The following is a 13,420-nucleotide window of genomic DNA, read 5'->3' on the forward strand; positions in this document are numbered from 1 at the left end:
CAGCGGAAAAAGGGGTTGCGTTTTCCGCTGGAAGAGTTATAATATTTTGTGTTTGGCAGGACAGCAAAGCCTGTTCGCTGGTGTAGCTCAGGGGTAGAGCAACGCACTCGTAATGCGTAGGCCGGGGGTTCAATTCCCTTCACCAGCATTCTTATGAATTAAGCTTGACGCGGCCTTCCGGTTCTGGGGACCGCGTTTTTTATTGGCCTTAAGCATTGGTATGATTACATTCACTAACCGGCTTGGTGGCATCTCCCTGGTCGTTAGTGCACCAGGATTGGGACTGGAAGGCCAGGAAGATAGCCACCCATCTGTGTTCATTCTCGAAATGAATAAGGACGCCGCCGTCTTGCCATGTGCCATTTTCTCTGGCGTACCCGCCCGCATTGCCTTGGTTCATATGAATATTATGAACGCCCTGCCCAGGGGAGAAGCCGAAGTACTTATCGGGCTTATCCTCTTCTGGTCCCCAAGGCTCGCCGAATACGTACAGGGTTGCATCCTGTTGCTGTGCCTCCTTGAGATAAGAGGTGATTTTATCATAAAGATTGTTGCGGGGATCGCTGTTTTCGGGTTCATTCCGGTTCGTATTAGGCAGAGCTACCATCTTACTGGGAATCACCAGGTTTCCCCTGATATAATCAAGGGCAAGGCTCCGGTTATGCCTGGTGATCTTCGTGAAGCCGGATTCAAGCGTGAGCCAACGGGCCGTTTCTTCCGCTTTGAAATGTTCGCCCACATAATAAAGCACCTGATTTGCGGTGTCCTCCGGTAAATGTTCCGCTTTTGCGCTTGATCTGATATTGATAGCCACCCTGTACTTTTTATTAATATCACCTTCAACCTCAACCAGTACCTGGACATGATTATTTTTGACACCTAGCTTATATATGGTATTCTCATTGGATAATTTGCATTTTAATACCCCGTACCCTTGATCTAATCCGTTACCCATAGTTCGTCAGTCCCCCTTCTTAGCTATTAATGTTTCCCATAGAAGGCCATAGTCATTCTGAGTAAAAAGGTGTTCAACAGAGGAGGCAAGCTGCATTATGAAATGCCTAACCATTCGCCAGCCGTGGGCCACGTTAATTGCGCTGGGAGAAAAACAAATCGAAACCCGGACCTGGCGGACCGCCCAGCGGGGAGAGTTAGCCATTCATGCCGGGATGCAGGTGAATAAGGCGATCTGCCGGACGGAGCCGTATCAGTCGTTGCTGGCACGTTACGGTTACACTGCGGACAACCTGCCAACCGGCAAGATCATTGCAGTCAGCCGCATTGCGGATTGCTGTGAGGTGACGCCGGAGCTTGCGCAGCAAGGCTGGCCGGGCGGCAATGAATATGTATTCGGCAATTATGCCGAAGGAAGGTATGCCTGGATGCTGGAGGAGGTTGTTCCGCTGGTACATCCCATACCTGCTAAGGGACGTCTGGGTTTCTGGGAATATCCTGTGCTGGAAGAGGAATTGTGAATTTCTTGACGGCAATGTGAAGAAAAATTGCTCCAGATTGGCTGTCAGCTGGTATAATTGGGATATTCGGCGGGAAATCTTCCTATATATAAGGAGAGTTGTGCTCTGAGGCGGTCTACCGCTGGAGAGGGGCAGAAATGCCGGGAAGGAGCGTATGCATAATAGATGGGAAGCCTTCTAATTGCATGGCTTTGTATGCTTTGTTTGTTTCTTGCGTTCAGGGATCAGGTAAGCCGGAGAATCCTGTACCCGGTAGCTGTGGTGGTGATATGCGGCACATTGGGGTATTGGACGTTGTTAATGTAGCCGCATCCGGGCGATCATTTAATGCAGAAGTCTGCCGCTTGCGGCAGGCTTCTTTGTTAGCGCTGCTCCATCTTCTCCATACCCAGATATCTGCGCATATGCAGAGTGGCCTGGGCGGCAATCACATCATCCAGCAGCAGCATCCGTTCGTGATAGCCCCTGCAGACAAATTTGGCTTCAACACCCGTCTCCAGCCGCTGCTGCTCATAGACCTTCAGACCACGTGCGCGCATTCCGGCACGGACCTCCCGCAGATCGGCAGAAGCGGCATGAGCGGCCGACTGGATTACCTCCAGATAAGGTGCAGGCGTGCGCAGCTCAGAGGCTATAGCAGAAGCATCGCGCTCGAAGGCGGATAGAATAAGCGGCAGCAAAATATAAGATTTGACCAGCAGGTTGTCCTGGCTCTCTGCTCTTTGCATCCTTCTCAACCCCTCGAAGAGAACGTATATTCGCATTGTAACTCATCCTTCAAAAAATAATCAATGGGTTTTATAAATTAACTCAAATAATGTGATATATTTCACAAAAAAATAAGATGAATTATTTTATATTAAAATTGAAATATTAAAGATTGAAAAATAAATCAGCTCAAAGGAGAATGGCAATGAGTCGTGAAGGAAGCCTCCGCCGTGGTTTGGTATTCGGGATCATTCTAAGTGTTCCGCTCTGGGTATCGATGATTGGCTGGGTTCAGCTGTTCGGGTCTGCCTAGGCGACATTTTATTCAAAATATATGAAGTCTATTAGCAGGTGTCGTCCCTATGGGCGGCACTTTTTTTTCGAGCTGAGGTGCCTGTAAATAGGTAAAATTGCATTGAACAGGAGCAGACAATGAGTAGGAGGGGTCTGAAGGCGATAAAATAGGACAAATGCATCAAATTTAAATAATATAAATTGATATTATTATAGGTAAGAGAGATAAACGGCTACAGCCAATCCTCTGATTTCTCGACTTTTTTCGTCAGCATATAAAAAAAGATTCGCCCCTGAAGCCTTATGATAAAAGGGTTAAATGAGGAATCTTCGCAAAAATAATTTCAAAAAATATACTGGGAATGGATTGACAACAGGGTGGGGGAGCGGATAAACTGAAATTAGTACAAAAGTAACAAATGTCATAGACTCAACAATGATCTTACATAAGCAAATCTTAATTGCATACCGAAATCATGTACAAACGCAAACCGTATCGAAAGAACGGGACGCAAAGTCAGGAATCTACTGTCTCTAAAGTTGAGGCTAGGGTCGTCCGGCCGCCGTGAAGCTAACCCTTCGTGGCGGTCTTTTTGTTGTTATAGTCGCGTGACAGATTCATAGAATAGTAACTAGGAGGTGTGGACTATTGAAGAAAAGAGTACGTAAAACAGCTGCCATCCTTATGGCAGGCCTATTGACCCTATCCAGTGCCTTTACGTGGGGGACGGATGTTAGAGCAGCTTCAGGGGTGCCGTATACGCCAACACCGGTTTTGGGGGTTGCAGGGAATTTTAATGCTTTTATCCTCGGGGATTTTAAACAAGCCAATGACCAGATTGAAGGCCGCCTGGCAGCGGCGGGGAACATTACCCTCTCCGGAGGATACGGAGTAGCCAGGGCATACAGGGATGCTTCGCCGACGGATGTACTTGTGGCCGGTAAGAATTTTGTACATTTAGGCAGTGGAGAGATCTATGGAAATGTGGTATTTGGGGATAGCTTTACAGCCAATGAGCCTGGTGTCAACATCAAAGGCGGGAAGAAAAATGCCAGCCCGATTGATTTTGCAGCCGAGCAGCAAGCTCTGATCTCCCGATCCACAGAGTATGGGGCCTTGGCCGACACGAATGAGATTGGCGATAATCATTATGGACAGCTCAAGATAAGTGCACCGGATCGTTTCAATGTAGTTCATTTGGATGCCTCGACACTGGCGAAGACCAACTATATCGAATTCAACATTGCACAGAACGCTACGCTGATTATTAATATAAGCGGGTCTACAGTCAATGTGCCGAGCTTTTCAATGAATAACGGCAGAGCCAGTCAGGTATTGTTCAACTTTTACGAAGCTTCTGAGGTGAATATCGCTTATACCTCATTCTTCGGGACGATCCTCGCACCTAGAGCGGATGTTCATTATGCCGGAGCAGAGCTGTACGGAACCCTGATTGCAAAATCTTTTAGCGGCGGGGTAGAGATGCACCTGGGATTGTACGAGGGAGAGGGGCCGCCGCCGAGTCCGACGCCGACCGCAACGCCGACACCTAGTCCATCACCGACACCAACGCCGACAGTGAAACCAACACCAACGGTAACGCCAACACCGACTGTGAAACCAACACCAACGGTAACGCCAACACCTACAGTGAAGCCAACACCGACGGTAACGCCAACACCTACAGTGAAGCCAACACCGACGGTAACGCCTACACCTACAGTGAAGCCAACACCGACCATAAAACCGTCACCTACACCTGTGTGCACTCCAACTCCAAAGCCAACACCGACTGTAAAACCGACACCAACGCCGACCGTGAAGCCGACACCAACGCCGACCGTGAAGCCAACACCAACGCCGACCGTGAAGCCAACACCAACGCCGACCGTGAAGCCGACACCAACGCCGACCGTGAAGCCGACACCGACCGTGAAGCCAACACCAACGCCGACCGTGAAGCCGACACCAACGCCGACTGTGAAGCCGACACCAACGCCGACCGTGAAGCCGACACCAACGCCGACTGTGAAGCCAACACCAACGCCGACTGTGAAGCCGACACCAACGCCGACTGTGAAGCCGACACCAACGCCGACTGTGAAGCCGACACCAACGCCAACGGTGAAGCCAACACCGACGCCGACCGTGAAGCCAACACCAACGCCGACCGTGAAGCCGACACCAACGCCAACGGTGAAGCCAACACCGACACCAACAGCGGTGCCGACGCCAACACCAACGGCAGTTCCGACACCAACGCCAACAGCGGTACCGACACCAACGCCAACAGCAGTACCGACACCAACGCCAACGGCAGAACCGACACCAACGCCAACGGCAGTACCGACACCAACACCAACGGCAGTACCGACACCAACACCAACAGCAGTACCGACACCAACGCCAACGGCAGTACCGACACCAACACCAACAGCAGTACCGACACCAACGCCAACGGCAGTACCGACACCAACGCCAACGGCAGTACCGACACCGACGCCAACAGCGGGACCGACACCAACGCCAACGGCAGAGCCGACACCAACACCAACGGCAGAGCCGACACCAACACCAACGGCAGAGCCGACACCAACGCCAACGGCGGTACCGACACCAACGCCAACGGCAGAACCGACACCAACACCAACGGCAGAGCCAACACCAACACCGACGGTAGAACCAACACCGACACCAACGCCAACGGCAGAGCCGACACCAACACCAACGGCAGAGCCAACACCAACGCCGACAGCGGAACCGACACCAACGCCAACGGCAGAACCGACACCAACACCAACGGTAGAACCAACACCAACGCCGACAGCAGAGCCGACACCAACGCCAACGGCAGAACCGACACCAACGCCAACGGCAGAGCCAACACCAACGCCAACGGCAGAGCCAACACCAACACCGACGGTAGAGCCAACACCGACACCGACGGTAGAGCCGACACCAACACCGACGGTAGAGCCAACACCGACACCGACGGTAGAACCGACACCAACGCCAACGGCAGAGCCAACACCAACACCAACGGCAGAGCCAACACCAACACCGACGGTAGAGCCAACACCGACACCGACGGTAGAACCGACACCAACGCCAACGGCAGAGCCAACACCAACACCGACGGCAGAGCCAACACCAACACCGACGGTAGAGCCAACACCGACACCGACGGTAGAACCGACACCAACGCCGACGGTAGAGCCGACACCAACACCGACGGTAGAGCCGACACCAACGCCGACACCGACACCAGAGCCGACACCAACGCCGACACCGACACCAGAGCCGACACCAACGCCGACACCGACACCGACACCGACACCAGATCCAACACCAGTAACAACGCCAGCGCCAACATCGCCGCCGTTCAGTTTCCCTCCAGTGCCTACGCCGACTCCGATTATCGGATTTATCGTGAGCAATGATGTGGTTGTGAATGATGATCCGCTGCCGCTTGGACCTGTAGCAACTCCAATAGCTACAACAGTGCCGACGCCGACACCGGCTGTTGCGGTTGCGCAAATAGCAGCAACACCGGAGCCAACGCCTTCAGCAGAACCGGCACCCGATGTAGTCCTTATTGATGATGAGGTTCCTCTAGGCGGTGTGCCTGTGGATGGAACCTTGCCGAAGACGGGCGAATCCAGTCCTGCGCCTTATTATTTTGCCGGTTTGGCACTCGCTGGTCTGGGCTTGATTCTTAGAAGAACCACCAGAAACAGCAAACGTAAATGAGTGACCGGAACTGAGATTTATATAAACAAACGATGATCCTGTAATTTGACCAGGGCTGCTTTCGGAGAAGATGTTCTCCTGAAAGCAGCTCTTTTTTTTATTGGAAATAAGTGCCCGGATACAGAATGTATGCGAAAAACAACATACAATGTGCCGGTGAGAGAGTCAGCGGACCAAATGTATGCGAAAAACAATATACAATGTGCCGGTGAGAGAGTCAGCGGACCAAATGTATGCGAAAAACAATATACAATGTGCCGATGAGAGAGTCAGCGGATCAAATGTATGTGGAAAACAGCATACATGCAATCTGCTGCGGGAAGGCGAGTGTGCTAAATAGAGTCCACCTGCTTCTTTCAAGAGTCTTGCAGAGTACAATGGAGTTGAAGTTTGCGCCTCAGCCGTATTTTTAGTTGGCCGTACTCCCATGCTATACTAGGCTCAAATTAATATGGTTGCTTACTGAAGGAGGAACGTTGATGTGGATGATATACCTGCTTGTGGTGCTGATCGTGGTGGCCGGAGGGGTGGGGTATGCCGGATTCTATTTTTATGGAGTAGCCATTAAACGGGCCCCTAAGGAATTCCTGGCCAAGACCCCAGACCTTAAGATCGATCCGCCGCCGGTGGCCGGAGCCTCGTGGGGAGAAGGAGCGGAGTGGGTGTCCCGGCAGACCTTCCGTGAGGTAGAGCTGGTCTCTGAGGATGGGCTCAAGCTGCAAGGCTATTATCTGGCGTCAGAGCGTGCTGCCGGACGGACGGTCATTGTTGCCCACGGTTATTCCGGGAAGGCCAAGGATATGGGAGCGACCGCCAAGAACTATTATGAGAACCTGGGGTACAATGTGCTGCTGCCTGATGCCAGGGGACACGGGAAAAGTGAAGGAGATTATATCGGCTTTGGCTGGCCGGAACGACGGGATTATCTGAAATGGATCGGATTCGTTCTGCAGGAGAATGGTCCGGACGCGCAAATCGTACTGCATGGTGTATCTATGGGCGGAGCCACGGTGCTGATGACGTCCGGCGAGGAGCTTCCTCCGCAGGTCAAGGCGATTGTCGCCGATTGCGGTTATACCTCGGTCAAGGCCCAGCTGTCCTATCAGCTGAAGCGGATGTACCATCTGCCGAGCTTCCCGTTTGTGCCGGTGGCCAGTCTGGTGACCCGGATGAAGGCCGGTTATTTCTTCGGGGAGGCGTCTGCGCTGAAGCAGGTTCGCAAGGCCAAGGTGCCGATTCTGTTCATCCACGGGGATGCGGATAAGTTCGTGCCTTATGCAATGATGAATGAGCTGTATGAGGCCTGCCGGAGTCCGAAGGAGCAACTGGTGGTGCATGGAGCGGGGCATGGTCTTGCCTATGATACGGATAAAAGCACATACATCCGCACAGTAGGCGAATTCGTGGAACGTTATGTACACAGTCCGGCTGCCGCTGAATCTATACGGTAAAAAAGTCCGTAGAACGTAGACGCGCCCGATATCCGCTGACAGCGGTTATCGGGCGCTAATTATGTTCCACACATGGGGCCTTTCCCTGAAGAACAGAGAAGCAGCCAGCCATGTCTTATCGGTATATTAATCCCCCGCCGTCTGTGAGCAAGACGGGTGTCGTTATTCCTTGTTATTTCCAGCAGCCGTGTGGCGAGAATAATCCTTCCAATACGACAAAAGCCCTACCTCTCTTTTGTCCTTGCGGCTCCGTGGCCGCGCCAGTGTGAATCGGAATGCTATGTTCGAATTTAGTCTCATAAAAGGGATAAGTACTGCAAGAAAACGTAAGATATTGTGTCCAAACCGCCGATAATATAGAGAAGTGATTCATCGGCCTGACATCTTCTTGATGGGGATAAACATACTCGAAAACAAATATTATTTTATTATAGCATGGTCTTTACATAAATGCAACTGTATATTGGGCTGAGGCCGGATGGGGATGAGGGGACAGATGAGACTATACAGAAGCTTTTTGAGAAATCAGATCCGGAACTATATCTTCGGCTCAGCTGTAGCGGTACTCGCGGTCGGGAGTCTGCTTATGTTATCTTCCCTGGAGATCAGCCGGGTTGAATATTACCGCCTCTTGCTGGTGCTTGCTTGTTCTTTCGTAATAATGGCCTCTATTGAGATTACTGTCTTTCTCAGACAGATCAGGCCCGTACGGGCTGCGCTGGTTCAGGAGAATGCCGCATTGTCTATGCTGGAAGAAGCATATCTGCACACGCACCTGCTGCCCAAACGGGCTATACAGCGGATTATGGGGCCGCATCTGCTCGGCTTATCCGTTCCGGCTCTGCTGCTGTCGGTGTGGATGATCAATTCTGGCTGGGTCACGTTTCCGTACTTCTATCTGATTCTGGCGATGTGCTGCGCAGTGCTTGTGGCTTGTATGCATTCCCTTATTGAATTCTTCCTGACCTGCACCTCCATTATTCCGCTGATCAAGGAATTCAGGAACCGTGCACTGGAGCAGTATGGTGTGGATTTTTCCCTGGAGGGCCATGTGTTCGTGCCGATACGCCCCAAATTCCTGGTAAGCTGTATGCTGATCGGCACCTTCCCGCTGTTCCTGTTTATTATGGCCACGCATATCCGTATGAACGGTGAAGGGGATTCGATAGTTGTCGTCGGACTTCAGAGCTACTGGGCCTGGGCGGGGATGGTGATGCTGATCGGCACGCTGTTCTCCTCCATTGCGGCCTGGCTGCTGACGAACAGCGTACAGCATCCGATCCATGAGCTGTATCAGGCGATGAACCAGGTGAAGGACGGGAATCTGGTCCAGGTGCAGGATGAGTACTCCGATGAGTTCTCGAAGCTGGTGGCGGGCTTTAACATGATGGTCCGGGGGCTGCAGGCGCGGGAGCAGCAGAGCCGCCAACTGCTGGACAGCTACTTCTCCACCCTTGCCGTGGCGCTGGACGCCCGCGATTCCTATACGGCAGGACACTCGCTCCGTGTAGCGGAGTATTCGGTGATTATCGGACAGCTGGCCGGACTGAGGGGGCAGGAGCTGGATGATCTGCGCAAGTCAGCGCTGCTGCATGATATTGGTAAGATCGGGGTGAGAGACAGCATCCTGTTCAAGGAAGAAGCCTTAACGGATGAGGAATTCCTCCAGATTCAGAGTCATACTGTGCTGGGAGAGAATATTCTGCGGCAGATTGAACCGGCGGACAAAATGGCACCCTATCTGGGCGGCGTCCGCTCGCATCATGAGCGTTATGACGGCCGGGGCTACCCGGATGGTCTTGCCGGTATGAATATTCCGTTGCACGGCCGGATTATCGCTGTGGCGGATGCTTATGATGCTATGACGTCCGACCGGCCTTACCGGAAAGGGATGGACCATGAGCGGGCGCTGAATATTCTGGAGCAGGGCAGGGGGAGTCAGTGGGACCCTGAATTCGCCGGACTGTTCCTGGGGTACTTCGGCCGGAATCCGGAAGCCCGTAAGGGTGCTCAGCCCGTCCAAGCCGGGTAATTCTATAAATGATTGCATTATCCTTATATTCCTTGCCGAAGCGGATACTATCCAGTTTATGGAGGATCCGCTTCAGCTTTGCGTGCCTATTTTGTGAACTGACATGGAATTGCGACAATTAACGACTACATTCATTGAAGGATTGAGGGCAGACCGTTATAATTATTAAGTCTGGATTTTAATTAAAAAATAAGGGAGATTTCTATGAAACGCGCAGATGTGCTGCTGATTTCTATCGTTCTGATTGCTGCGCTCGCTTTTCTCGTGCCAAGATGGCTGTCAAACGATGCTGATAAAGGTGGGCCGGGCAAAGAACTCAAGGCCAACATCACGGTAGATGGTAAGTTATTCAAAACGATAACCCTTACCAAAGAAGAGCAGACTATTGAGGTCCGCACCGAACGGGGCTATAACATTCTGAAGGTGCATGATTACGGGGTCGAGATGTTTGATGCGGATTGTCCCGATAAGGTATGTCTTGGCTTCGGATTCATCACGTTGCCCAAGCAGACCATCGTCTGTCTTCCGCACCGGGTATTGGTTGAGATTGCAAGTGCGGCCGGGGAGGATGAAGTAGATGGCTATGTCCAGTAGTGAATCGGCTACAGCTCTGAAGCGGACCGTAATTATCGCTATATTCGCTGCCGTTGCTGTGGTGCTGAGTATTGTGGAGGCGCAGATCCCGCTGGCTGGAGTGGGGCTCATGCCCGGGGCGAAGCTGGGCTTCGCCAATATTATGATTTTGACCTGTATTTACTTTTTGCGCGGACGGGATGTCCTGGTTCTGGTGATCCTGAAGACACTGCTGACCGCCTTCCTGCTCGGTACGCTGTCCAGCCTGCTGTTCAGCCTGTTCGGCTCCCTGTTCAGCTTCATCGTGATGTTCGCGCTGGTGAAGCTTGGCCGCAGAAAGTTCAGTGTCATCGGCATTAGCATTGCAGGCGGATTGGCTCACAATACGGGGCAGCTACTGGCAGCCTCGTTCGTTTTCAATTCAACGAGTATTTTCTATTACCTGCCGGTGCTGCTGATTACCGGTATTATTACGGGCATTGCTGTCGGCTTCGCCGTCCGGTATGTGGTTGACTCGCTATCCAAAATATCCTTGTTTGAAGAGTTCCTGAACGGACCGGGTCACTAGCTGCGGAAGGATGAGTAACATGAACCAAGCGTACAACGATACAAAAGCCGGTGAGAAGCCGGCAGTGATTGCCCTTGAGGGAGTATCCTTCGGCTATGACCCGGAGCATCCGATTCTCCATGATATCAATGTGTCGATCCCGCAGGGCCAATGGGTGAGTATTGTGGGGCCTAACGGCTGCGGCAAATCGACCCTGGTCAAGCTGTTGAATGCGCTGCTCCCGAAGAGCGCCGGCCAGATCTCTGTCTGCGGACATACGCTGCAGGAAGAGACGGTTCAGTCCATCCGGCAATGCATCGGAATGGTCTTCCAGAACCCCGATAACCAGTTCATCGGTCAGACGGTGGAAGAAGATATTCTCTTCGGCCTGGAGGGCCAGTGCCTATCCTACGAAGAGATGAAGGAGCGGCTTGAATTCTATACTGGTAAGCTCGGGATTGGCCATCTGCTGTCGAAGCATCCCGGAGAGCTGTCGGGCGGGCAGAAGCAGCGAGTGGCCATCGCCTCGATTCTCGCCATGAAGCCAGGCATCGTCATCTTCGACGAGGCCTCTTCTATGTTGGACGAAGGCAGCCGCGATGAGCTGATGGGGATTCTGCGGGACATGCAGGCCGCGGGCAGCTACACGATTCTGCTGATTACCCATGATGCCGATGAGATTCTGGCTTCGGACCGGGTGCTTGCGCTGCACGGGGGAAGCATTGCGGCAGATGTATCACCTGCGGAGCTGTTCCGTGATGCGGAGCTGCTGGAGAAGTGTCATTTGCGGGAGCCTTATACTTGGCAGCTAGCCCGTGAACTGGAGAGCCGGGGAATTACGGTGGATGTACCCGCCAGCGAAAAGGAGCTTATAGACACACTATGGCAATACAACTACAGCAAGTAAGCTACACGTATGCCGACCGCAGTATGTGGAAGCAGACGGCGCTGCACGGGATTAATCTGGAGATTGCCGAGGGTTCGCTGACCGGCATTGCCGGAGCTACCGGCTCCGGCAAATCTACACTGCTCCAGCTGTTCAATGGCATTCTTAAGCCGACGGAAGGCACGGTGCAGGTGCTGGATGTAACGATAACTGCTGGGGAGAAATCACCGAGGCTGCTTCCGCTGCGGCGGAGGGTAGGCCTCGTCTTTCAATTCCCGGAGCAGCAGATGTTCGAAGATACGGTGGAGAAGGATCTCTGCTTCGGGCCGCTGAACTTCGGAGTCAGTCTGGAGGAGGCCAAGGCACGGGCCCGCAAGTCGATGACGGACATGGGGCTGGATCTGGCGCTGCTGGAGCGCAATCCCTTCCGGCTCAGCGGAGGACAGATGCGCAAGGCGGCTATCGCTTCCGTGCTGGCAATGGACCCGGACATTGTGGTGCTGGATGAGCCGACAGCCACCCTGGACCCGGTAAGCCGCGCGGAGCTGATCGCGCTCTTGGAGCGGCTGTGCCGCGAGCAGGGCCGGACGATCATCATCGTGACGCACCGGATGGATGAACTGTTGCCGTATGCCGACAACTGGGTGCTGCTTAAGGATGGGGAGCTCGCCTTCCAGGGCAGTGGCGGCGAGCTGGCCGCTGATCCGGCGATTCTGGAGCGCTGCGGACTGCGGGTTCCGCAGTCTCTGCGTTACTGGCAAGCTGCCGCTGAGCGCTTCGGTCTTAGCGGCGAGAAACCGCTCCTTACAGCGGAGGGCCTCGCGGGGCGGCTTGCGGCCTTGCTGGAAGAGCGCCGCACGCTGAATGTCTCCGGCACGGAAGAAATGGGGAATGGCCATGAATGAGCGTCTGCTGCTGGGACGCAGCATTGATACGGGCTCCTGGGTCCATAAGCTGGATGCCCGGTCCAAAATCACCGGGATGCTGCTCTATGTAGCCATCATCCTGCTGTCTACTTCGTGGATATCAATCGGGCTGGTTGCGGTCTTCTCCATCGTGGTGATGGCGACGACCCGCATTCCACTGAAATATTTCATCAAGGCTGCGAAGCCTCTGCGTTATCTGATGTTGTTCATCTTCATCGTACAGGCGCTGTCCGTGAAGGAAGGGGAGGTGCTATGGTCGCTTGGCTCGTTCTCGCTGCATGCGGGCGGCCTGCGGATGGGAGCATTTTCTGTCATCCGCATGTTATTCCTGCTGACCTTCACAGCCCTACTGACCTTCACGACGACACCCGCCAAGCTGAATCAGGGGCTGGAGGGAGTGCTGGCCCCGCTTAAGAAGCTCCGGCTGTCACCGGACCGGATTACGCTGATGATCAGCATCGCGCTCCGCTTCATCCCGACGATTCTGGATGAGGCGCAGATTATTCTTAAGGCGCAGGCCTCGCGCGGAGCGGATCTGAAGGAGCTGCCGCTGAAGGAGAAGGCGCGGATGCTTGTCTCGCTGCTGGTCCCGGTTATCGCCAGTGCGTTCCGGCGCGCCCAGGACCTGATCTATTCCATGGAAGCCCGGGGCTTCCGCATGGATGCGCCGCGCAGCCGGTATCACCGGCTCAGGTGGGGCGCGGCGGATACGCTTTTTGTTGCTATGTTCGTTGTACTGGGAGTTGCAGTTGTATTATTGTAAGACATTTAGGGGGA

At 53.4% G+C, this 13,420-nt stretch carries 11 protein-coding genes, 1 tRNA gene and 1 riboswitch; of the genes, 10 read left to right on the plus strand and 2 right to left on the minus strand.

The window, feature by feature from the left end:
* Nucleotides 1–76: 76 nt before the first annotated feature.
* Nucleotides 77–148, plus strand: a tRNA-Thr gene (locus NST69_RS00780).
* Nucleotides 149–208: 60 nt separating this feature from the next.
* Here the strand turns inward: NST69_RS00780 and NST69_RS00785 are convergent.
* Nucleotides 209–955: a YukJ family protein gene (locus NST69_RS00785; RefSeq protein WP_342548227.1), complete on the minus strand. Its 747-nt coding sequence runs from the start codon at nt 953–955 to the stop codon at nt 209–211.
* Between the two features lie 97 nt (nt 956–1,052).
* On the opposite strand from NST69_RS00785, the gene NST69_RS00790 reads away from it, so the two are divergent.
* Nucleotides 1,053–1,475 (plus strand): ASCH domain-containing protein, encoded by a 423-nt coding sequence (locus NST69_RS00790; protein ID WP_036732659.1) that lies wholly within the window; start codon nt 1,053–1,055, stop codon nt 1,473–1,475.
* A 362-nt stretch (nt 1,476–1,837) separates the two neighbouring features.
* On the opposite strand, the gene NST69_RS00795 is transcribed toward NST69_RS00790, so the two are convergent.
* Nucleotides 1,838–2,203 (minus strand): hypothetical protein, encoded by a 366-nt coding sequence (locus NST69_RS00795; RefSeq protein ID WP_051478700.1) that lies wholly within the window; start codon nt 2,201–2,203, stop codon nt 1,838–1,840.
* A gap of 749 nt (nt 2,204–2,952) precedes the next feature.
* Nucleotides 2,953–3,045: riboswitch (cyclic di-GMP riboswitch) on the plus strand.
* 81 nt (nt 3,046–3,126) lie between these two features.
* Between NST69_RS00795 and NST69_RS00800 the strand changes: the two genes are divergently transcribed.
* The 8 genes from NST69_RS00800 to NST69_RS00835 all read left to right on the plus strand — a co-directional run bounded on the left by NST69_RS00800 (nt 3,127) and on the right by NST69_RS00835 (nt 13,406).
* Nucleotides 3,127–6,228 carry a choice-of-anchor A family protein gene (locus NST69_RS00800; protein WP_342548228.1) on the plus strand — a complete coding sequence of 1,034 codons (3,102 nt, stop codon included), beginning with the start codon at nt 3,127–3,129 and terminating at the stop codon, nt 6,226–6,228.
* Nucleotides 6,229–6,713: 485 nt separating this feature from the next.
* Nucleotides 6,714–7,679: an alpha/beta hydrolase gene (locus NST69_RS00805; protein WP_340958164.1), complete on the plus strand. Its 966-nt coding sequence runs from the start codon at nt 6,714–6,716 to the stop codon at nt 7,677–7,679.
* Nucleotides 7,680–8,175: 496 nt separating this feature from the next.
* Nucleotides 8,176–9,711 carry an HD-GYP domain-containing protein gene (locus tag NST69_RS00810; protein ID WP_342548229.1) on the plus strand — a complete coding sequence of 512 codons (1,536 nt, stop codon included), beginning with the start codon at nt 8,176–8,178 and terminating at the stop codon, nt 9,709–9,711.
* Nucleotides 9,712–9,915: 204 nt separating this feature from the next.
* On the plus strand, nt 9,916–10,305 hold the full coding sequence (locus NST69_RS00815) for a NusG domain II-containing protein (RefSeq protein ID WP_036700638.1): 390 nt from the start codon (nt 9,916–9,918) through the stop codon (nt 10,303–10,305).
* A complete protein-coding gene (locus NST69_RS00820) occupies nt 10,289–10,852 on the plus strand; it encodes a Gx transporter family protein (protein ID WP_036700635.1) in 564 nt (187 codons plus the stop codon). The genes NST69_RS00815 and NST69_RS00820 overlap by 17 nt, the downstream gene beginning before the upstream one ends.
* Before the next feature lie 19 nt (nt 10,853–10,871).
* Nucleotides 10,872–11,738, plus strand: coding sequence for an ATP-binding cassette domain-containing protein (locus NST69_RS00825; protein WP_051477769.1), 867 nt, complete (start codon nt 10,872–10,874; stop codon nt 11,736–11,738).
* On the plus strand, nt 11,714–12,622 hold the full coding sequence (locus NST69_RS00830) for an energy-coupling factor transporter ATPase (RefSeq protein WP_340978361.1): 909 nt from the start codon (nt 11,714–11,716) through the stop codon (nt 12,620–12,622). The genes NST69_RS00825 and NST69_RS00830 overlap by 25 nt, the downstream gene beginning before the upstream one ends.
* Nucleotides 12,615–13,406: an energy-coupling factor transporter transmembrane component T gene (locus NST69_RS00835; protein WP_076085408.1), complete on the plus strand. Its 792-nt coding sequence runs from the start codon at nt 12,615–12,617 to the stop codon at nt 13,404–13,406. The genes NST69_RS00830 and NST69_RS00835 overlap by 8 nt, the downstream gene beginning before the upstream one ends.
* Nucleotides 13,407–13,420: the final 14 nt, after the last annotated feature.

This window comes from Paenibacillus sp. FSL P2-0089, assembly GCF_038595095.1.
Lineage (GTDB): Bacteria > Bacillota > Bacilli > Paenibacillales > Paenibacillaceae > Paenibacillus_AQ > Paenibacillus_AQ silagei.